This window comes from Gilliamella sp. M0364 (assembly GCF_016100565.1).
Classification (GTDB): domain Bacteria; phylum Pseudomonadota; class Gammaproteobacteria; order Enterobacterales; family Orbaceae; genus Gilliamella; species Gilliamella apis.
On the sequence record NZ_JACFSF010000003.1, the window covers coordinates 1 to 21,120 of the forward strand.

Annotated in this window: 20 protein-coding genes; 6 read left to right on the forward strand and 14 right to left on the reverse strand. The window is 33.5% G+C overall.

From position 1 onward, the window contains the following. Nucleotides 1–512 precede the first annotated feature (512 nt). The 6 genes from H3U96_RS05375 to murA all read right to left on the reverse strand — a co-directional run bounded on the left by H3U96_RS05375 (nucleotide 513) and on the right by murA (nucleotide 6,008). Entirely contained in the window at nucleotides 513–1,583 is a 1,071-nt protein-coding gene (locus H3U96_RS05375; protein ID WP_198195857.1) for an acyltransferase, read from the reverse strand. A 151-nt stretch (nucleotides 1,584–1,734) separates the two neighbouring features. Then, nucleotides 1,735–1,986 (reverse strand): GNAT family N-acetyltransferase, encoded by a 252-nt coding sequence (locus H3U96_RS05380; protein WP_065577807.1) that lies wholly within the window; start codon nucleotides 1,984–1,986, stop codon nucleotides 1,735–1,737. Between the two features lie 175 nt (nucleotides 1,987–2,161). Continuing rightward, nucleotides 2,162–3,124 carry a 6-phosphofructokinase gene (pfkA, locus tag H3U96_RS05385; RefSeq protein ID WP_065577808.1) on the reverse strand — a complete coding sequence of 321 codons (963 nt, stop codon included), beginning with the start codon at nucleotides 3,122–3,124 and terminating at the stop codon, nucleotides 2,162–2,164. Between the two features lie 93 nt (nucleotides 3,125–3,217). Further along, complete coding sequence (locus H3U96_RS05390) at nucleotides 3,218–4,114, reverse strand: cation diffusion facilitator family transporter (protein ID WP_086360291.1); 897 nt, start codon at nucleotides 4,112–4,114, stop codon at nucleotides 3,218–3,220. An 11-nt stretch (nucleotides 4,115–4,125) separates the two neighbouring features. Beyond that, a complete protein-coding gene (locus tag H3U96_RS05395) occupies nucleotides 4,126–4,701 on the reverse strand; it encodes a DJ-1 family glyoxalase III (protein WP_198195858.1) in 576 nt (191 codons plus the stop codon). 53 nt (nucleotides 4,702–4,754) lie between these two features. Beyond that, nucleotides 4,755–6,008 carry a UDP-N-acetylglucosamine 1-carboxyvinyltransferase gene (gene murA, locus H3U96_RS05400; protein ID WP_065577811.1) on the reverse strand — a complete coding sequence of 418 codons (1,254 nt, stop codon included), beginning with the start codon at nucleotides 6,006–6,008 and terminating at the stop codon, nucleotides 4,755–4,757. A 303-nt stretch (nucleotides 6,009–6,311) separates the two neighbouring features. Between murA and H3U96_RS05405 the strand changes: the two genes are divergently transcribed. From H3U96_RS05405 to can, 4 genes are all read left to right on the forward strand, one after another. Further along, complete coding sequence (locus H3U96_RS05405; RefSeq protein ID WP_034883017.1) at nucleotides 6,312–6,509, forward strand: YbdD/YjiX family protein; 198 nt, start codon at nucleotides 6,312–6,314, stop codon at nucleotides 6,507–6,509. A 17-nt stretch (nucleotides 6,510–6,526) separates the two neighbouring features. Further along, the gene (locus tag H3U96_RS05410) at nucleotides 6,527–7,561 is read left to right on the forward strand and encodes a GTP-binding protein (protein ID WP_198195859.1); all 1,035 of its coding nucleotides are present in this window, start codon (nucleotides 6,527–6,529) and stop codon (nucleotides 7,559–7,561) included. A 154-nt stretch (nucleotides 7,562–7,715) separates the two neighbouring features. Then, complete coding sequence (locus tag H3U96_RS05415; RefSeq protein WP_198195860.1) at nucleotides 7,716–8,774, forward strand: FAD-binding protein; 1,059 nt, start codon at nucleotides 7,716–7,718, stop codon at nucleotides 8,772–8,774. Between the two features lie 56 nt (nucleotides 8,775–8,830). Beyond that, nucleotides 8,831–9,490, forward strand: coding sequence for a carbonate dehydratase (gene can, locus H3U96_RS05420; RefSeq protein ID WP_198195862.1), 660 nt, complete (start codon nucleotides 8,831–8,833; stop codon nucleotides 9,488–9,490). Nucleotides 9,491–9,492: 2 nt separating this feature from the next. Here can and nrdG read toward each other — a convergent pair whose 3' ends face one another. From nrdG to trxA, 5 genes are all read right to left on the reverse strand, one after another. Then, complete coding sequence (gene nrdG / locus H3U96_RS05425; protein ID WP_065577816.1) at nucleotides 9,493–9,957, reverse strand: anaerobic ribonucleoside-triphosphate reductase-activating protein; 465 nt, start codon at nucleotides 9,955–9,957, stop codon at nucleotides 9,493–9,495. 17 nt (nucleotides 9,958–9,974) lie between these two features. Next, complete coding sequence (nrdD, locus tag H3U96_RS05430; RefSeq protein WP_086360296.1) at nucleotides 9,975–12,110, reverse strand: anaerobic ribonucleoside-triphosphate reductase; 2,136 nt, start codon at nucleotides 12,108–12,110, stop codon at nucleotides 9,975–9,977. A gap of 374 nt (nucleotides 12,111–12,484) precedes the next feature. Beyond that, nucleotides 12,485–13,900: an NADP-dependent phosphogluconate dehydrogenase gene (gndA, locus tag H3U96_RS05435; RefSeq protein WP_198192343.1), complete on the reverse strand. Its 1,416-nt coding sequence runs from the start codon at nucleotides 13,898–13,900 to the stop codon at nucleotides 12,485–12,487. Nucleotides 13,901–14,078: 178 nt separating this feature from the next. Beyond that, entirely contained in the window at nucleotides 14,079–15,341 is a 1,263-nt protein-coding gene (rho, locus tag H3U96_RS05440; RefSeq protein ID WP_065577819.1) for a transcription termination factor Rho, read from the reverse strand. A gap of 326 nt (nucleotides 15,342–15,667) precedes the next feature. Next, nucleotides 15,668–15,994 carry a thioredoxin TrxA gene (gene trxA, locus H3U96_RS05445; protein ID WP_086356641.1) on the reverse strand — a complete coding sequence of 109 codons (327 nt, stop codon included), beginning with the start codon at nucleotides 15,992–15,994 and terminating at the stop codon, nucleotides 15,668–15,670. A 153-nt stretch (nucleotides 15,995–16,147) separates the two neighbouring features. Here trxA and rhlB point away from each other — a divergent pair, with 153 nt between their 5' ends. After that, entirely contained in the window at nucleotides 16,148–17,374 is a 1,227-nt protein-coding gene (rhlB, locus tag H3U96_RS05450) for an ATP-dependent RNA helicase RhlB (protein ID WP_065651300.1), read from the forward strand. A gap of 87 nt (nucleotides 17,375–17,461) precedes the next feature. Here rhlB and H3U96_RS05455 read toward each other — a convergent pair whose 3' ends face one another. Next, nucleotides 17,462–18,079 carry a TfoX/Sxy family DNA transformation protein gene (locus H3U96_RS05455; protein ID WP_065577822.1) on the reverse strand — a complete coding sequence of 206 codons (618 nt, stop codon included), beginning with the start codon at nucleotides 18,077–18,079 and terminating at the stop codon, nucleotides 17,462–17,464. 336 nt (nucleotides 18,080–18,415) lie between these two features. Between H3U96_RS05455 and H3U96_RS05460 the strand changes: the two genes are divergently transcribed. Further along, nucleotides 18,416–19,060, forward strand: coding sequence for a hypothetical protein (locus H3U96_RS05460; protein WP_034903558.1), 645 nt, complete (start codon nucleotides 18,416–18,418; stop codon nucleotides 19,058–19,060). Here H3U96_RS05460 and glnB read toward each other — a convergent pair. Together glnB and H3U96_RS05470 are read right to left on the reverse strand one after the other, a co-directional pair. Continuing rightward, the gene (gene glnB, locus H3U96_RS05465; protein WP_065577823.1) at nucleotides 19,053–19,391 is read right to left on the reverse strand and encodes a nitrogen regulatory protein P-II; all 339 of its coding nucleotides are present in this window, start codon (nucleotides 19,389–19,391) and stop codon (nucleotides 19,053–19,055) included. The two genes, H3U96_RS05460 and glnB, sit on opposite strands and share 8 nt — an antisense overlap. A gap of 25 nt (nucleotides 19,392–19,416) precedes the next feature. After that, nucleotides 19,417–21,024 carry an NAD+ synthase gene (locus H3U96_RS05470; protein ID WP_370545633.1) on the reverse strand — a complete coding sequence of 536 codons (1,608 nt, stop codon included), beginning with the start codon at nucleotides 21,022–21,024 and terminating at the stop codon, nucleotides 19,417–19,419. Nucleotides 21,025–21,120 lie beyond the last annotated feature (96 nt).

Sequence of the window (21,120 nt, forward strand, 5' to 3'; positions counted from 1 at the left end):
CTCTGACATAATTCAAATGAATCTTCAGTGTCACTTATCAAGACTTAATTTTTTTCAGTCCGTAGACTTTTAATTTTTCGTCTCGTAAGTGCCCACACAGATTGTCTGTTTCTTCTTTTTAAAGAGCTGACAGTCTTTTAATTTACTTCACAATTTCTTGTTTCAGTTTGCTGTCTCAAGGGCTGCGTATACTACGCTACACCTTTTTATTCGTCAAGATCTTTTTTTAAAATTTTTGACCTTGTTCACTAACACGACCTTTGTCTGCTTGTCGCTGACGCCGTGTCAGTGGATGCGCATTATAGGCACTTCTTTTTTTTTGGCAAGTGAAAAATTACAATTAGGATTCTGTTTGTTTTTTATTTGTTCAACACTCATATTGGTATATTTGCAATATATATCCAACCAGCATTATAAACACAAAAAAAACAATATGTTGCTATAAATCACACTTTTCAACATCCAAAAAATAAAAATATCTATCTTTTTCCTCTTTTAATAACAATTTTATTTTAACGATTACCACCAATTAAATATTTTGCTTTATCTTTAAATATTAACTTTATTAGATTTGCAATAATGATACTTATCGTTAATGCAGATATTAAAAAGCTAATTGCACCAAGTGAAGCTAATTGTCCGTTATCAGTTTTAATCACGTCCGCTATTGGTGAATTACCCACTTGTTGTTCCAAAAGTAACACGATAATTTCATGAATAAAGTAAATAGGAAAACTGATATTAGCCATATATGAAAAAAACTTATATGTTCTTCCATGTTCATTCTTACGATTTAAACCATCTAAAAAGTAAAGCGCTAAAATAAACAAAATAATTTTTTGTAATGTATCATAATAAAGTTTTTCAACACCTAGATGGTCAACATAACGATAAGCAAATGGGATACAAAAACATAAACCAAAAAAGAAAATCACTAATAATAGATTATCTTTAACTAGTTGCATAATTTTTTCATAATTCTGTTTTATCATCATACCGGTTAAATAAACCGGTCCATAATGCAACAAATTTAATAACGGTTTTGTATAATCAGGTTTAGTAAACATAACTATCCAGAACATTGAAATCAAACCAATAATAATCAGACTTTTTTGAGACCACGAATATAATAAAGGACTGATTGCAAAAATCATGATAATCATCGGCATAAACCACAGTGGTAACAATTGTGTTCCTGTCAACATCATTTTAACAATAGAACCAAACGCACTCGGTTCAGCAAATGAAAAAAAAGGTAAACTGGATAAAGACTGATAGTGAAAATAGAGAAAACAGAAGATCGATACCGATATATATGGACATACTACCGTTTTGAATTTAGATAAATAATATTCTCTTACTTTATATTTGTAGGTCAAATGTTGAAATAAAAAACCCGCAATTAGTACAAAAAAGGTGGTGAAGTTAAAAGCAAATAAATTCAAAAAAGAAAATAAATAACTATTAGCAATTAAATTGCTATTTTTAAATACGCCTAAGCAATGACTAAAGACGATCATGATGATAGCTACGCCACGCAATACATGAATAGAATGGATTTTTTGGGGTTTGACTGTTGTCATTTTAATAAGCAAAATATAACAAAGAAAATTTAGCATACATTAGCACAAAATCTGCTAAGAAAAACTAGGATTATTATAGAAAAACAATAAAATATTTCTTGACAAAAGCTGGAGAAAATTACAAGAGGTCTATATATAAAATAGACTTTATTTAGTTATTCAATTTATTTTTAGCAAACGAACATAAAGGTATAATTTCACGCTTTTCTTGCTGTAATGTTTTCACAACAAGTTCAAGCAACTTATCTGCAATACCGTGACCTCGATAAGCAGGATCAGTAAATGTATGATTAATCGTTGCCTTATCATGCCCAATTCGAGTAAATGTCATTTCTGCTATTTCTTGATTATTATCATTACAAACATAAAAACGGTCATTATCTTGCTTATATTGTAGTGTCATAAAAACCTCAAATTTGTATCGAAATTGATTAAATATGAGCAGAAGAATACTTTGAATATTTATTGAGTAAACAATCTTTATAAAATCAATAATGTGAATAATTGATATATTTATTTAAAAGCTTAGCCTTATCAATTATTCACATCTTATTATTCGATTATCAATGGAGCAATTTTTAGAATAAACGTTTTGCAGTGTTGTAAAGATCCATGTCAAATGGTCTTTTCATATTATTAATCGCATCAATAATATCATGATGGACGAGCTTACCGTTTTGAATACCGACACTACGGCCTGCATGACCTTTAATAAGTAATTCAACAGCATAAGCACCCATACGTGAACCTAAAATTCGGTCATAAGGCACTGGAGAGCCACCACGTTGTACATGTCCTAAAACTGTTGCTCGAGTTTCATGATGAACAGCCGCTTCAATATCTGCCGCTAATTGGTTAACATCACACATATTTTCAGTCACAGTAACTATCGCATGTTTTTTACCTTTAGCAAAACCTAATTTTATCTCTTCAATTAAGTCTTCTTTAGTATAAGAAACTTCAGGGATAATCATAAACTCACACCCACCAGCAACTGCTGCATTTATTGTCAAATCACCGCAATCACGGCCCATGATTTCAATCACAGAGATTCGATGATGCGAAGAACAGGTGTCTCTTAATCTATCGATAGATTCTACAGCGGTGCCTAAAGCAGTAAAATAACCAATAGTATAGTCAGTTCCACGAATATCGTTATCAATGGTGCCAGGTAAACCAATACAAGGAAAACCTTCTTCAGTTAAACGCATCGCCCCCATATAAGAACCATCACCGCCAATTACAACTAATGCATCGATTTGATGTTTCTTTAAATTAGCGATCGCTTTTTTTCTAACTTCTTGGTCTTTAAATTCAGGAAATCTAGCTGATCCTAAGAATGTACCGCCACGAGTAATAATATCTGAAACGCTAGAACGATCTAACTGAACGATTCGATCTTCACACAGACCTAAATAACCATCATAAATGCCAAAAACATCTAATCCTTCAGTTAAGGCTGTTCTCACAACACCTCGAATAGCTGCATTCATCCCTGGCGCATCACCACCACTGGTTAAAATACCTATTTTTTTTATCATACAAAATAACTCCAATATATAAACCTTCGGTTATTATAAGGTCATAATAATTAACTAACAATAAAAGTTTAGAAGCTATTTTGATTAGTTTCTCTACTTATTCATTTCTAAGGGAACAACAGAAACAGGATCTTGATGAATAATCACAGTTGCAGGCGCAAATTCTTGAGCAATATGTTTCTCAATCGCATCGGCGACTGCATGCGCTTTGATTAAAGGCATATCATCGTCTAATTCAAGATGTAACTGTATAAATTTTAACGGACCAGCTTGTCGAGTTTTCAAATCATGAAAACCATGTACATTTGAGTATGAACGAACAATTTCACAAATTTTTTGGTTATCACTTTCTGACAAAGCTTTATCTAACAAGTCTTGAATTGCACTATAGGCTATTTTATAAGCATTATAAAAAATATATAACGCAATAAAAAAGGCAAAACAGGCATCAGCATAAGTAATACCATACCAACTTAAAAATAGAGCTACAATAACCGCAATATTCATAAACATATCAGAAGAATAGTGCAACATATCAGCTTCAATTGCTTTACTTTTAGTCTGTTTTATTACATATTTTTGATATAGAACTAATACGCCTGTCACAATAACTGAAATCACAGATACGGCAATACCTAATAGAGGTGAGGCTATTGCTACAGGATGAATAATAGATTTAATACTTGAAATTAACAAAATAGTTGCAGAACCAATAATAAAGGTGCTTTGTGCTAATGCAGCTAACGATTCTGCTTTTCCGTGCCCAAATGTGTGATCATCATCAGCCGGTTTTAATGCATAACGAACTAAGAAAAAGTTAAGTCCAGATGCAAGTAAATCAATACTTGAATCTAAAAGAGAGGCAAACAAACTCATCGAGCCAGTAAACCAGCAGGTAAGTAATTTTATAATAATTAGGAAAACAGAAATTAAAACAGCACTTAGTGTTGCCCTTTTAATTAACTTTTCGTACAAATGTGATTTTGACATTTGTTACCTATTTATTGGTAGGATGCTATCCCTTGTGGTAGAACCAATTGTGCAGCTACTTCAGCCGCAGCCTTTTTATCTAACAGAACTTCAATTATTTTTAAGGCAAAATCCATAGACGTGCCAGGACCTTGACTGGTGATAAGTTTATATTGAGCATCAAAATAAGCTCTATCCGATTTCCAATTTTTAATTGTATCTTTTGTCGTTGGATAACCAGTCATATAAGCATTTGGGAATAAATTGTGATGTTGCAAAACCATTGCTGGTGTTGCACAAATGGCAGCAATCAAATTGCCGGCTTGATGTGCTTGTTTTAATTTTTTAATTAATTGCTGGGAGTCACGAAAGTTTTCCGCACCTTTTAATCCACCAGGTAAAATAATCACATCAAAATCAACATTACTAACTTCTGAAAATACTTTTTGAGCTAAGATTGTTACTCCACGAGAACACTCAACTAGTCTATCTTCTGTGATACTAGCGTAAGTAACATTTATTCCGGCTCGAGTTAATAGATCAATAGTTGTAACAGCTTCGGTTTCCTCACAGCCATTCGATAAAAATACTAATGCTTGCTTTGTCATATTACACTCCTTTTTATCTAATAGCTGTGTTTAAACAGCGTCAAAAATTAAAACTATTTGAATCGTTCAATATTAGCGCCCAATTTTCTAAGCTTCTCTTCAATATTATCATAACCACGATCAATATGGTAAATACGATCAACAACTGTCGAACCTTCAGCGATACATCCGGCTAAAACTAAACTTGCTGAAGCTCGTAAATCAGTCGCCATAACTTGAGTACCACTAAGTTTTTCGACACCATGAGTAATTAATGTATTACCTTCGATTTCGCCATGTGCCCCCATACGAATAAGTTCTGGCACATGCATAAAGCGATTTTCAAAAATCGTTTCTTTGATGATTCCAGTTCCTTCTGCCACCATATTTAATAATGAAAACTGGGCTTGCATATCCGTTGGGAACCCCGGATGTGGTGCAGTATGAATATTTACAGCTTTTGCTCGTTTGCCTTGCATATCTAAACAGATCCAATCTGCACCTGTTTCAATATTAGCACCAGCCTCCTTCAATTTTGATAGCACAGCATCTAATAAATTTGGATCAGTTTTACGACAAGTTATTTTACCTCTTGAAATAGCAGCTGCAACCAAAAAAGTTCCTGTTTCAATACGATCAGAAACAACCTCGTGTACGCCACCACCCAGACTAGTAACACCTTCAATTTCAATACGCATCGTGCCAACACCGGTAATTTTAGCGCCCAGCATATTTAAGAATTTTGCGGTATCAACAATTTCAGGCTCACAAGCTGCATTTTCTATTATAGTTTTACCTTCAGCTAAGGTTGCTGCACACATAATTGTTACTGTCGCCCCAACACTCACCTTATCCATAACAATGTGAGCACCTTTTAAACGACCATTAACTGTTGCTTTAACATATCCTTCATCTAAAGTGATTGTCGCACCTAACTGTTGTAAACCAGTAATATGCAAATCTACAGGTCTTGCACCTATTGCACATCCACCCGGTAATGAAACTTGCCCTTGCCCAAATCGAGCAACCAGTGGACCTAAAGCCCAAATTGATGCACGCATGGTTTTGACGAGTTCATAAGGTGCACAATAATTGTCAATTTGGCCAGCATCAAGATGAATAGAACCGTTACGTTGGTATTTCACGCCTAATTGCGCAAGCAATTCAAGTGTTGTATCGATATCTTTTAATTTGGGAACATTTTGCAACTCAACTGGTTTTTCAGCCAAAATTGCAGCAAATAAAATAGGTAGCGCAGCATTTTTAGCGCCAGAAATGACAACTTCCCCATTTAAAGAAGTAGGGCCAGTAACGTGAAACTTTTCCATTGTTAACTCTTATTCATTTTAAATGGCCGTTATTATAGAAGTTATTTATCAATAGATAAATGAATTTTACCAAAATATAATGACTAATTTATCTTCACTAAAACAACCCAACACAATTTCAATTATTTAATATACCTCTTTTATTTTTACTAAATTTTATTTAATAAATTAGATTAAAATTATTATTAATCAGAGATTGACTCACTTCACATCGACATTTATAGTGAGATTGATATCTTTGAAAATATCAACTGTTTAAAAATAAAATAATTTTAACTGCTTTGTTTAATAAAAGAGATAAATATGTTTGACTCAATCGCTAAAGCTGGAAAATATTTAGGTCAAGCAGCCAAACTAATGGTTGGGATTCCCGATTACGATACGTATGTACAACATATGAAACTAACTCATCCAGAACAAACACCTATGACTTATGAAGAGTTTTTTAAAGAACGACAAGATGCTCGTTATAGTGGTAAAGGTGGCTTTAAGTGTTGTTAAATAGAAAGGAATAGTTTATGACACAAGATATTAGCACTTCCTTGTTACCAGTTACCTTATTAACTGGTTTTCTCGGCTCAGGAAAAACAACACTCATCAATTACCTGCTTGAAAATAATCACAATGAAAAAATAATGATTATTGAAAATGAATTTGGTCCAGTAAATCTTGATAGCAACTTACTTACACCAAATCATGATATTCAAATTGTTGAAATGACCAATGGTTGCATTTGTTGTACTGTGCAAGGTGAATTGACCAAAGCACTCCATCAATTGCACGCAGAAAGACAAGCTGGTAAATTGCAATTTGATAGACTTATTATTGAAACCACTGGGCTTGCCGACCCGGCACCTATTATTCAAACTTTTTTTATTGATGAGCTAATTAGAGAAACCATTAGACTTGATGCAATTATTACGATTGTTGATTCTCAACATATTTTGCAACATTTAAATGAACATCGAGTTGCTGTTTCTCAAATTGGTTTTGCCGATCGTATTATTTTATCTAAAACCGACTGCATCACCGAACAACAACAAATTGAAATTCTAAATCGCCTTCAAAAAATTAATAGTAAAGCAACTATCTATCAAGCGATTAATGGTAAAATTGCAAAATCACAATGGTTAGATATCCATGCTTTTGATTTAGATGAGGAATTAGTTCTTAATAAAGGTTTTTTTATTGTTAATCCATCCAAACAATTAGAAACTAATTTTAAAACAATTCCATATCAAACCTCATCTTGGAATGATGATATATGTTCCTATCTTTTTGAAGCTGGAGAGCTTGATTTTAAAAAGATTGGCTCATTTATGGAAAATCTAGTTGAAAAATATGGCAATGATATGCTGCGCTATAAAGGAATACTTGCAATTAAAGACAATAACCAAAGGCTCATTGTTCAAGGAGTCCATAAAATTGTCGGTTTTGATTACGGTTCTCCATGGCAACAAGCTTCCGAAAAAATATCTCGCTTAGTTGTGATTAGTCGAACTTTACCATTTGATGAATTAAATAAGGAATTTTTACAGACGGTAGCAAATTAACTGATCACAATTAATTAAAATCGACTAAAAAACCCCTTTCCTCAAAATTTTTTAGTAAAATCGACTAAATCTTCGATTTTACTATTAACTGCCTTTTTATCGAATATGGTAAAATGGTCAGCTTTCAACCAAATAAAACAGATAACACAAGAATATGGATTACGATATTGCCATCATTGGACTTGGACCTGCCGGTAGCACGCTCGCTCGGTTACTTAGCCCATCTTTTAAGATCATTGCATTAGATAAAAAACATCAAGCTGGTGATGAAGGTTTTCAAAAACCATGTGGTGGCTTATTGGCTAATGATGCACAAAAAGCGTTTGTAAGACAAAAGCTAAATTTACCATTGGATATATTAACTGATCCGCAAATTTTCAGCGTAAAAACCATCGATCTGCAAACGAAACTGATCCGTAATTATCAACGCAGTTATGTCAGTTTTGATCGACATAAATTCGACCTATGGTTAAAGTCGCTTATACCAAATAGTGTCAATGTGTTACATGATACGCTATGCAAAGAAATCAGAAGAGTCATTGATGGATATCAAGTCACTTATATTGATGAAAATAAAATTGAACATAAGATTACCGCTAGATATGTAGTTGGAGCTGATGGCGCAAATTCAGTTGTGCGACGTATGCGCTATCCTAATCATTCTATTAGACAATATGTTGCTATCCAACAATGGTTTACAGACAACCATAAAATTCCCTTTTATTCTTGTATTTTTGATAATAAAACCACAAATTGTTATGCATGGAGCATTTCCAAAAATAAATATTTCATTTTTGGCGGTGCCTTCCCTAAAAAGACAGCCAATCAACATTTCGAGTTATTAAAAGAAAAATTAGCTCAACAAGGTTTTATTTTTGGCGAACCATTAAAAACCGAAAAGTGTCTTGTTGTTTATCCAAACCGATTCCGAGATTTTTATACTGGTAATGAAAATATATTTTTAATTGGTGAAGCTGCGGGCTTTATTAGTGCTAGCTCACTAGAGGGTATCAGTTATGCACTTGATAGCGCTGAAATTCTTAGCAAAATATTAAATAGTGGCGTAGCAAAACCTAATAAACATTATTATCAAAAAACAATGCCTTTACGCTTTAAACTATATAGCAAAATTATTAAAGCAAAAATTCTTACTACGCCAATATGGCGAAAGTTAATAATGAAAAGTAAAATTCAGCATATAAAAACAATTTAGTTAATACAAAATTAGCAAATGTTTCTAACAATGAAATATAACAAGGAATAGACATTATGTTTGATGTTAGCGATCTTATTCGCTTTAATCACGAATGGTCAGAAAAAATAGAACAAGAAGATCCTGATTTTTTTAAACAGCTTGCCGTTGCTCAAAATCCAAAATTTTTATGGATTGGCTGTTCTGATAGTCGAGTACCAGCTGAAAAATTGATTAAATTAAAACCCGGAGAATTATTTGTTCACCGTAATGTTGGTAATTTGGTTATCCATACCGATCTTAACTGTTTATCTGTCGTGCAATATGCCGTTGATGTACTTGAGATAGAAGATATTATCATTTGTGGACACTTAGGTTGTGGTGGAATTAAAGCTGCAGTCGAAAACCCCGATCTAGGTCTAATTAACAATTGGTTATTACATATTCGTGACTTATGGTTCCGTTATAGTTCTTTAATCGGCGAGTTTACTGCCGATATTCGTTTAGATATTTTATGTGAGCTTAATGTTATTGAACAAGTTTATAATCTAGGACATTCAACCGTTATTCAATCAGCATGGCAAAGAGGCAAAAAAGTTAATTTACATGGTTGGGTTTATGGGATTGATAATGGCAAGATTACTGACTTACATATTACATCATCAAGTAGTGAAAACCTTGAAATCAATTATCGAGAAGCAATTTCTTATCTGTTAAATTTGCATAAATCACAATAATTTTACTTAAATCGATGGATAATTTGATTACTGCTGCCTCGCCATAAAAGTTTGGGATCAGCCAGTTCTTGCACAAATTTGCCATCAATCAAAACATCTATATAGGGAACTACAGCTTGTTGAGCATCGGTTAATTCATCAAGCTTATAGCCTGTCCACAACCAAATATCTTTATTATCACACTCATTTTTTACTCGTTTTACCAGTTTTAAAATGGCAGGGACATTTTGTGGGTGCAAAGGATCACCACCAGAAAGCGATAATCCTTGGCGTTTTATTTCAGTATCTTGTAAATCTTTAATAATTTGATCTTCAAGTGATTGTGTAAATGGCTTACCAGAGTTTATTCCCCATGTGCTTTTGTTATAACAGCCAGGACATTGGTGTACGCAGCCGGCAACAAAAAGTGCACAACGAGTCCCTTCGCCATTAACAACATCAACAGGATAATAACGATGATAATTCATAATGATAAAATAATTTATTAGCCTATTTGCCCATTGTCTAAATGTTTAACTCGGCGTTTGACTTCTTCTTGTTTACCCGCATTAAATGGACGAGCATCAGGGCTACCTAAATATCCACAAACACGGCGAGTAACAGAAACTTTAGCTGAATCATGATTACCACAGCTAGGACAAACAAAACCTTTGCTAGTACATGAAAATTCACCGGTATAACCACATTCATAACATTCGTCAATTGGGGTATTGGTACCATAATAAGGTACACGCGTATAGCTGTAGTCCCACACATCTTCTAATGCTTTAACATTATTAATCATGTTAGGGTATTCGCCATAACAAATAAAACCACCGCTTGCTACTGCTGGATAAGGTTTTTCAAATTCGATTTTTTCATATGGATTCACTTTTTTCTCAACATCAAGGTGGAAACTGTTAGTATAGTAACCTTTATCTGTTACTCCAGGAATAATACCAAATTCAGAAGTATCTAAACGGCAGAATCGGTCGCATAAGTTTTCACTCGGTGTACTATATAAACTAAATCCATAACCAGTCTCTTTTTTCCATTGTTCAACCGCTTTAGCTAAATGTTCAACGATTGCTACACCTTTATTACGTAAGGTTTCACTATCGAATGGATGAGTTTGGTTACCATAAAGTGCATTTAAAGTTTCATGCAGACCAATATAACCTAAAGAGATTGATGCACGGCCATTTTTGAAGATTTCAGAAACACTGTCATCTTCTTTTAAGCGAACACCACAAGCACCTTCCATATATAAAATCGGAGCAACACGAGCTTTGACACCATCAAGACGAGCAATACGAGTCATCAATGCCTTTTTACAAAGAGCTAAACGTTTGTCTAAAATTTCCCAGAAACGAGCTTCATCACCTTTAGCTTCAATGGCGATACGAGGTAAGTTAAGACTAATAACACCTAAATTATTCCGGCCATCATGAATTTGTTGACCGTCTTCTTCATAAACACCCAAAAAGCTACGGCATCCCATTGGTGTTTTAAATGATCCAGTTACTTCAACGACTTTATCATAATTTAAAATATCTGGATACATACGTTTACTTGCACACTCTAATGCTAACTGTTTAATATCATAATTAGCATCACCTTGTTTGTGATTAATACCATCTTTAATTGCAAAAACTAATTTAGGGAATACCGCCGTTTTATGATTTTTACCTAACCCTTTTATTCTCACTTTTAAAATTGATTCTTGAATTAACCGCGATTCCCAACTGGTTCCTAAACCAAAACCAAAAGTAACAAATGGGGTTTGTCCATTAGCAGTATGCAAAGTATTTACTTCATATTCTAAAGATTGAAATGCATCATAACACTCTTTTTGGGTACGACTTTCTGCATAAGCCTCAGGATTTGGAATATTCCATTCCTCAGCAACTTGCTTATGTTTTTGATAACTAATAGTGACAAATTTTGCTAAAATTTCATCAATACGATTTATGGTGGTACCACCATAAATATGACTAGCAACTTGCGCAATAATTTGAGCTGTTACTGCTGTTGCTGTTGCGATAGATTTTGGCGGTTCAATTTCAGCATTACCCATTTTAAAGCCATTAGTTAACATGCCATCTAAATCAATTAACATACAGTTAAACATTGGGAAAAATGGCGCATAATCAAGGTCATGATAATGTATTTCACCACTATCATGCGCGCGCGAAATATCCTTTGGTAATAAATATTGTTTCGCATAATGTCGAGCAACAATACCTGCTAATAAATCGCGTTGAGTAGGAATGACTTTACTATCTTTATTCGCATTTTCGTTCAAAATAGCGACATTACTTTGTTCTATTAGCCCACGAATATCTTGATTTAAACGGCTACGCTCTTCACGAGCACGGTCACGATCATGTCGATATTCAATATAGGTTCTTGCTAATTTTTTATAAGGCCCTGACATTAGTTGATTTTCAACAACATTTTGAATTTCATTAATATCGACACTTTCACGATCCATCATTTGATTAGTCACTACGCGAGCCACCGCTGCACAATAATCTGGATCGTTAACATTAGCCGCAACAGCTGCTCTTATAATAGCATCTTTAATACGAGTCTCATTAAATGCAGTCTGACAACCGTCACGTTTGATTACTACGGGCATATATACTCCTCAATATTCATTAATAGTTAGCGCTTAGCATGAGTTTTTATCGACCTTAATAGTTAATGTTCTTATTCAAAACTATTGATTTTTTATTAAAATATGAGGCTTTTTGATATAAACTCGGATTTTCACATCGCTTTAGAAAATACTATATATAGTAAATATGTTTGAATTATACACCATATATTGTGTTTTTCTAGCTTTTTAAAAAAATAATTTACTTGACAAAGAAAACCCAATAATCACAAGTCTTCCGGTGAATAGCATTAAAAAAATTTGAATAAATAGGATATAAAAGGTAAATAAATTTTATAAGAGTACAAATTAATTTTGCACTCTTATATAAGAACAAGTATAGATATTAATCAGAATTAAGATTCAATATTTAACCAATCAGTATGGAATACACCTTCTTTATCGATTCGTTTATAAGTGTGCGCACCAAAATAATCTCGTTGAGCTTGAATCAAATTAGCCGGTAATACTGCTGAACGATAACTATCATAATATGCGATTGCAGCCGACAGTGTAGGAACAGCGATACCATGCGAAACAGCTAAACAAATTACATCACGCAATGATTGTTGATAAGCTTCAACGGTTTTAGAAAAATATGGCGCTAAAAGTAAGTTATCAATATTATTATTTTCATTATAAGCATCAGTAATTTTTTGTAAAAATTGTGCCCGAATAATACAACCTGCTCTAAAAATCTTAGCGATTTCACCATAATTTAGTTGCCAATTATAATGTTCTGATGCAGCTTTTAATTGCGCAAACCCTTGTGCATAAGAGATAATTTTCCCCATATAAAGCGCTTTACGAACTTTTTCAATTAATACTTGCTTATCTCCTGTAAATGCCTCTTTACTAGGCCCTTTTAGTACTTTTGACGCAGCAACACGTTGATCCTTAATCGCTGAAATATAACGTGCAAATACCGATTCAGTAATTAAAGATAATGGTTCGCCTAAATCTAATGCGCTTTGGCTTGTCCATTTGCCAGTACCTTTATTACCTGCCGCATCCAGAATCTTATCAACCAAATAATCGCCATTTTCATCTTTATGTTTAAAAATATCTGCCGTAATTTCGGTTAAATAACTATCTAACTCACCTTTATTCCAATCAGAAAAAACGTCAGAAAGTTCATCATTAGTTAATCCACCTACATGTTTTAAGACACTATAGCTTTCAGCGATTAATTGCATATCACCATATTCAATGCCGTTGTGAGCCATTTTAACATAATGTCCGGCTCCATCAGGACCTATATAAGCTACACAAGGTTCCCCATTTGCTTTTGCAGCAATTTTTTCTAAAATTGGTGCAACAAGTTCATAAGCTTCTTTTTGACCGCCAGGCATAATTGATGGCCCTTTTAATGCGCCTTCTTCTCCACCAGAGACACCTGTCCCAATAAAATTAAAGCCTTCATCGGATAACATTTTATTACGACGAATTGTATCCTCAAAATAAGCATTACCACCATCAATAATAATATCACCTTTATCTAACAAGGGTCTGAGTTCATCAATGACAGCATCAGTACCTTTACCTGCTTGCACCATAATTAGGATACGGCGAGGTTTTTCCAAAGAATTAACAAAATCTTCAATACTATAATAAGGAACCAATCGTTTATCAGAATGTTCAGCTATAACCTCTTCTGTTTTATCTCGAGAGCGATTGTAAATTGATACTGAAAATCCGCGACTTTCAATATTCAGTGCTAGGTTTCGCCCCATAACGGCCATTCCGATGACACCGATTTGTTGTTTAGACATAATTTGGCTCCTCTACTTTACTTGATTTAATCTTTATAACCTTACAAGATTTGATATTACTGCGCTAACACAATTATTTAGTCGCAATTAGATTACATTCTGCCATAAAAAAAACCGTATCAATACTTAATACGGCTTTTTTTCATAACTTTAATTAAATTGCTTTAAACAAAGCAAATTATGAGCGTTTCATCATTTCAAAAAACTCGTCATTAGTTTTAGTCATGGCAAGTTTGTCGATTAAGAATTCCATTGCGTCAATTTCGCCCATTGGATTGAGAATTTTACGTAAAATCCACATTTTTTGTAATTCGTCAGGAGAAGTCATTAAATCTTCTTTACGAGTACCTGAACGGTTAAAGTCAATAGCAGGAAATACGCGACGTTCAGCAATTTTACGCGATAAATGTACTTCCATATTACCAGTACCTTTAAACTCTTCGTAAATAACTTCATCCATTTTAGAACCGGTATCAATTAGAGCAGTCGCTATAATTGTTAAACTACCACCTTCTTCCACATTACGAGCCGCACCAAAAAAGCGCTTAGGGCGATGTAAGGCATTAGCATCAACACCACCTGTTAATACTTTGCCTGATGATGGGATAACAGTATTGTATGCACGCGCTAAACGAGTAATTGAGTCTAATAAAATAATGACATCTTTTTTGTGCTCGACCAAACGTTTTGCACGTTCAATTACCATTTCGGCAACTTGAACATGTCTTGCCGCTGGTTCATCAAACGTAGAAGCAACAACTTCACCTTTAACTAGGCGTTGCATTTCAGTCACTTCTTCTGGTCGCTCATCGATCATTAAAACAACTAATTCACACTCAGGGTGATTAACCGCTAAACTTTGAGCAATGTTTTGTAGTAACATGGTTTTACCCGCTTTAGGTGGCGCAACAATCAAACCACGTTGACCTTTACCAATTGGAGAGGCTAAATCAAGTACTCTTGCGGTAATATCTTCGGTTGAGCCATTGCCTCGTTCCATACGTAAGCGAGAGTTAGGGTGTAGAGGAGTTAAATTTTCAAAAAGGATCTTATTGCGAGCGTCTTCGGGTTTATCGTGGTTAACTTCATTTACTTTTAATAAAGCAAAATAACGCTCACCTTCTTTTGGCGGTCTAATTTTACCAGCTATAGTATCACCTGTTCGTAAATTAAAGCGCCTAATTTGACTTGGTGAAACATATATATCATCAGGCCCTGCTAAATAAGAACTATCAGCAGAACGCAAAAAGCCAAAGCCATCTTGCAAAATCTCGAGAACACCGTCGCCAAAAATATCTTCACCACTTTTAGCGTGCTGTTTTAAGATTGCAAAGATAATATCTTGTTTTCTAAGACGGGCAAGATTTTCAAGCCCCATTTTTTTCTCACCAAGCGCTACAAGCTCGGCGACAGAAGTGTTTTTTAATTCAGTTAAATTCATAGTTTTAAAAATTCTTGAGGATAAAATTGATATGTTTGCAATTACTGCTTTTGTTGTATATTTCTTTCATTTACTTATAAAAATTTCTCTTTCAAGCAATGTGTAAAATTAATTATTACTTAGCTTTTGATGATAATTACGCGATTGGATATTGAATTTACACCACTTTATCAAGAAAAACAATGGATTGCTGAAAGGGGTTTCTGTAAGATTTCAAGCAATTTACACTAAAATTATAGGGATGTCTATATTTTTGATTATATTTTATAGAAATAAAAATAATAAGCGCCTTTATAAACGCTTATTACTAATATTCATTGAACAAATTAAAGTTGTGGGTCGATAAATGCTTTAAGTTGTGCTTTTGATAAGGCACCTACTTGAGTAGCTACTAATTGACCATTTTTAAAAATTAACAATGTTGGAATACCACGAATACCAAATTTTGGCGCTATACTCGGATTTTGTTCTACGTTTAATTTGGCAATAATAATTTTATCACCATATTCTTGCGCGATTTCCTCTAAAATAGGGGCAACCATTTTACAAGGTCCACACCATTCAGCCCAAAAATCAACTAATACAGGCTTTGTTGATTCATTAATTGTTTTATCAAATGTAGCTTCAGAAAGTGAAACAATGCTATGACTCATTTAATTATCTCCTAAGGAATTTATCTGAAATTATATTAGGATATTTTCATATCTACTGCTAGTAATTATTATAATAGGATATAATTATTAGTGAAGTTGTTGTATTTAGTATGTTACAATTGCCAAATTCTGATAATTATATTTTAAACAATAATGATTCAATCATATCTTACAAAAACAACTTTCAATCAATTTCCCCTGCATCCATTAGTTATAAAAGCATTGGAGAAAAAAGGTTTCGTTTATTGCACCCCAATTCAAGAACAAACATTACCATTAACCTCAAAAGGAATTGACATTGCAGGACAAGGACAAACTGGTACGGGTAAAACGATTGCGTTTTTGGCTTCAACATTTAATCATTTATTGAATAATGATCCATTACCCGATCATAAGCCGAATCAACCACGAGCTATCATTATTGCGCCAACGCGTGAATTAGTAGTACAAATTTATCATGATGCGCTACCTCTTTCAGAAGAAACTGGTATTAAATTAGGATTAGCTTATGGTGGTGATGGTTATGATAAACAATTAAAAATGTTGTCTTCTGGTGTTGATATATTAATTGCTACCACTGGTCGACTAATTGATTATGCAAAACAAGATTATATTAACTTAGAAGCAATTCAGGTCGCCGTTCTTGATGAAGCAGATCGTATGTTTGATTTAGGTTTTATCCGTGATATTCGTTGGATATTTAAACATATGACATCACCTGAAAAACGCCTCACTATGTTATTTTCAGCAACTTTAACCCATAATGTTCGTGAACTTGCTTTTGAATATATGAATGAACCACAATATATTGAAGTTGAACCAGAACAAAAAATTGGTCATAGGATTAAAGAAGAACTATTTTTCCCATCAAATGAGGATAAATTAGCTTTACTACAAACTTTAATTGAAGAAGAATGGCCTGACCGCTGTATTATATTTGCAAATACTAAAGTTGCTTGTGAGAAAATTTGGCGCCATTTAGTGGCTGATGGTCATCGTGTCGGCTTATTGACTGGTGATATAGCACAAAAAAAACGTTTATCTATTCTTGATAAATTTACGCAAGGTGATCTTGATATATTAGTCGCAACCGATGTTGCTGCACGAGGTTTACATATTCCAAATGTAACCCACGTTTTTAATTATGATTTACCTGATGATTGTGATGATTATCGACATCGAATTGGTCGAACCGGCCGTGCAGGAGCTGAAGGTTATTCAATTTCATTAGCTTGTGAACGTTACTCTCAAAACCTACCAGCTATTGAAAAAGCAATTGATCACGCTATTCCGGTTAGTCAATATGATCCTCAAGCATTACTCACCGATCTACCTACGCCAAGACCTTTCAAAAGAACAACTCGTAGAAAGCCGTCATAATAAGCTAATAGCTAGCGAATTAATTTAATACCATCATTAAACCAATAAATTTAATGATGGTATTTAACTTAAAGGATAAACCGACAATTAATCGATATTTTGCTTAGTTTGCAAAAACTCCTGATAAGCTAACTCTATTTCTTTTTTCAAATCTTGAGATAATAATGCTACATGTTGGCCAGATAATGCGCCATATAATCCAAATAAAATATTAAGTGATAATTTCGGATTCTTATGTTTAATTCGGTAATAAGTTTCCAAGTAACCCTTCCTTTTAAAACTCTGAATATCGGTAATATCAACACTTATCATTAGTTTTTCTAATGATATTGTCATATTAGGTAACGCTTTTAAACGATTTTGAGTTTTTGCTAATTTTTCGCTTTGATCTTGTTTAGCATGCTCAATGACTATTTTTACAATATCATGTAACTGCTTACGGTCTGTCAGTAGGTTGTCACCGACTTTATAATAATCAAGTAATTTATTTGAACCTTCAAAAACCAAATTAAGAGGCTGCATTCCTAGTTCAATAAAAAGTGATCGATAATTAGGATGAGCTCTTAAATAAACATTTTTTTGATCAACCCACCCGAACATAGTTGACTCACTATTAAGACTAAATCCGCCAAAAAACGATCTTATCGAAACGTCTTTAAAGCCAGAAAACTCTTGTTTTATTTTTTCCGCTAATTTTCTACGCATAATAAGTTCCTTTTTAACTTACTCGTTTAAGTAATTTTAGTGAGCTATTTTTATGTTAAACTATAGCAATTACCTTGATATTTAAATAATTATTTATTATAAATTGATAAATATGGGATCTGTCTTCCATAAATGAACATTAATAATATTTATGCTTGATTAATTATATTTTTTTGTTCTAAAAAATTATGGCTTTTTTAATCGTTCAAATTTGCAGCATCTCTTAATATTTCTTTAAAAAAGAAAAGCTGTTTTTACATTGTTATTATGTTGTAATAATTATACAATCAATAGTAGTTAATTTAATGGTAGATATTTTTTTCAAGATGAATCAACATGTTTAAAAACGTTTTTATATTACTGTTTATGTTTTTTACATCAACCGCATCAGCCGACAAATTAGCTTTGATTGATGCATTAACATCTTGTAATCCTGATTTTTTTAAACATGTATATGAACACAAAGATGAGCTAAAAGATCACACTAACGTCAAAATTTTTAATCAAAATCAAGCTTATATTCCTGTTGAAAACCGTAGTGATACGACAAAAAACTTCGTCTATTTTCAAAGTCCAATCATATATAAAAATCTTAAGCTTATTGGTTACTATGATAGTGCTATGGATTTAAAAAAAATGGGTAAATATTATTTTTGGGGTTTTATTATCGAAAATGATATCCACCAGATCCGCGATAGCTTAGATTTTTTAGAATGGAAAAATATGGAAGATAACCTGCTGTATATTGCTAATCCAAAAATTCGAAGCATTAATGACGATATTCAAGTTTGGCATAAAAATACCGGCTCTGTTGTTGGTGTAAAAACAATTCCTGCACCTAATACAACTGAAAAGTTATTATTACTTGAAAAAGGCGATAATATGCACCTTCTGATTTGTTCAATTCAAGGCGTTATTACTAATAATCTAATTAAGCAAGAACGCCCTGATATTTATGCAGATATGATGCTAATTAAATAGCCGACTCATCCATTTCGCCAGTGCGAATACGGATCACCTGCTCAACGTTATAAACGAATATTTTACCATCACCAATTTTACCTGTTTGCGCTGTTTTCATAATAGTTTCAATACAGGTTTCTAAAATATCATCGGGTACCACAAGTTCAATTTTTACCTTAGGTAAAAAATCGACCATATATTCTGCACCACGATAAAGTTCAGTATGTCCTTTTTGACGACCAAAACCTTTCACTTCAGTCACGGTCATACCTGTAATACCTTGATCAGCAAGTGCTTCTCGAATATCATCTAATTTAAAAGGTTTGATAATTGCTTCAATTTTTTTCATATCTCTATTTACCCTTAATTCGAGATTACCAATTCTTAAATCCAAAAGCAGAAGTAATTGGATAGCGTCTGCCTTTGCCAAAGTTACGAGCAGTAATTTTCGGACCTACTGCTGATTGTCGCCTTTTATATTCGTTAATATCAACTAATTTAATAACACGTCTTATTGTTACTTCATCATAACCTTGTGCAACTAGTTGTTCAATCGAAAAATCCTGTTCAACATACCCCTTTAATATTCCATCTAAAATATCATAAGGAGGTAAGCTATCTTCATCTTTTTGATCTGGGGCAAGCTCAGCTGATGGAGGACGAGTAATCACTCTTTCTGGAATAACATAAGAGCGACTATTTCGATATTTAGACAATGCAAATACCATAGTTTTAGGTACATCTTTAAGTACATCAAATCCACCTGCCATATCGCCATAAAGTGTTGCATATCCTACAGACATTTCACTTTTATTACCTGTCGTTAATACGAGTCTACGACGTTTATTTGACAAAGCCATTAAAATAACACCTCGACAACGTGCTTGTAAGTTTTCTTCAGTAGTATCTTTTTCCGTGCCTAAAAACATCGGTTTTAAAGAGCTCATGAAGGCATCAAACATCGGTTCAATTGAAATAATATCAAACTCAACCCCCAATATTTCCGCCTCTTCCTTTGCATCAGCGATACTAATATCAGCCGTATAACGAAATGGCATCATAACAGCCTGTACTTTATCTTTACCTAATGCATCAACGGCAATAGCTAAAGTTAACGCTGAATCAATGCCACCTGATAACCCTAATACCGCACCTTGAAAACCATTTTTAGTAATATAATCACGCGTTGCAAGTACTAACGCATCATAAACAGCCGCTAATGGATCGCCATTAAGGCTAGGTATTGGTTTATGATTATCATTGAGCTGAAAAACAGAAATTTGCTCTTCAAATGAATTTAATCGCTGGACGATATCACCTTTTTCATTACAGACAAATGAACCACCATCAAAAACAAGCTCATCTTGGCCACCAATTTGATTCAAGTAAACAATTGGTAATCCGATTCTTATTGCATGTTTTTTAATAAGTTCTTGACGATAATGAGGTTTTTCATAGGCATACGGTGAAGCATTGATCGAAATAACTAAATCGGCACAGTTTGCTGCAATTCGATCAATGGGTTCACATTGCCAAAGATCTTCACAGATTAATAAGCCAACTTTTTTACCTTTAAAATCGACCACACAAGTTTGCTCACCAGCAGTAAAATAACGTTTTTCATCAAATACATCATAATTAGGTAATTGCTGTTTGTGATAACACGCTAATTGCTGTCCATCGAGAAATAGTGACAATGAGTTATATATCAAACCATCTTGCCAATGAGGATGACCAACAATTACTCCACATTGTTTACTAGCTTGTTTGATGGCCAATAACGCTTGTTGGCAACGATTTTTAAAGTCATCACGATAAATTAAATCTTCTGGAGGATAACCACAAATTGCAAGTTCAGAGAAAATAATAAGATCATGAGATGAATGGCTTTGCATCAATTCAATGATTTTCAGAGTATTACCTTCAATATCACCTACACACCAATTTTTTTGTGCTAATACGAAAGATAAGGACATATAAATTCAACATTACAGATAAAAATTGGCAGTAAGTTTAAATGATTCTAAGTTGCGCTGCCACTTTTTTATCGTTAACATGCAATATTAAATTGGCATAAA

Coding starts and splice junctions, on each gene's coding strand:
- H3U96_RS05375 (WP_198195857.1), bottom strand. CDS start 1,583: ATGACAACAGTCAAACCCCAAAAAATCCATTCTATTCATGTATTGCGT.
- H3U96_RS05380 (WP_065577807.1), bottom strand. CDS start 1,986: ATGACACTACAATATAAGCAAGATAATGACCGTTTTTATGTTTGTAAT.
- pfkA (WP_065577808.1), bottom strand. CDS start 3,124: ATGATAAAAAAAATAGGTATTTTAACCAGTGGTGGTGATGCGCCAGGG.
- H3U96_RS05390 (WP_086360291.1), bottom strand. CDS start 4,114: ATGTCAAAATCACATTTGTACGAAAAGTTAATTAAAAGGGCAACACTA.
- H3U96_RS05395 (WP_198195858.1), bottom strand. CDS start 4,701: ATGACAAAGCAAGCATTAGTATTTTTATCGAATGGCTGTGAGGAAACC.
- murA (WP_065577811.1), bottom strand. CDS start 6,008: ATGGAAAAGTTTCACGTTACTGGCCCTACTTCTTTAAATGGGGAAGTT.
- H3U96_RS05405 (WP_034883017.1), top strand. CDS start 6,312: ATGTTTGACTCAATCGCTAAAGCTGGAAAATATTTAGGTCAAGCAGCC.
- H3U96_RS05410 (WP_198195859.1), top strand. CDS start 6,527: ATGACACAAGATATTAGCACTTCCTTGTTACCAGTTACCTTATTAACT.
- H3U96_RS05415 (WP_198195860.1), top strand. CDS start 7,716: ATGGATTACGATATTGCCATCATTGGACTTGGACCTGCCGGTAGCACG.
- can (WP_198195862.1), top strand. CDS start 8,831: ATGTTTGATGTTAGCGATCTTATTCGCTTTAATCACGAATGGTCAGAA.
- nrdG (WP_065577816.1), bottom strand. CDS start 9,957: ATGAATTATCATCGTTATTATCCTGTTGATGTTGTTAATGGCGAAGGG.
- nrdD (WP_086360296.1), bottom strand. CDS start 12,110: ATGCCCGTAGTAATCAAACGTGACGGTTGTCAGACTGCATTTAATGAG.
- gndA (WP_198192343.1), bottom strand. CDS start 13,900: ATGTCTAAACAACAAATCGGTGTCATCGGAATGGCCGTTATGGGGCGA.
- rho (WP_065577819.1), bottom strand. CDS start 15,341: ATGAATTTAACTGAATTAAAAAACACTTCTGTCGCCGAGCTTGTAGCG.
- trxA (WP_086356641.1), bottom strand. CDS start 15,994: ATGAGTCATAGCATTGTTTCACTTTCTGAAGCTACATTTGATAAAACA.
- rhlB (WP_065651300.1), top strand. CDS start 16,148: ATGATTCAATCATATCTTACAAAAACAACTTTCAATCAATTTCCCCTG.
- H3U96_RS05455 (WP_065577822.1), bottom strand. CDS start 18,079: ATGCGTAGAAAATTAGCGGAAAAAATAAAACAAGAGTTTTCTGGCTTT.
- H3U96_RS05460 (WP_034903558.1), top strand. CDS start 18,416: ATGTTTAAAAACGTTTTTATATTACTGTTTATGTTTTTTACATCAACC.
- glnB (WP_065577823.1), bottom strand. CDS start 19,391: ATGAAAAAAATTGAAGCAATTATCAAACCTTTTAAATTAGATGATATT.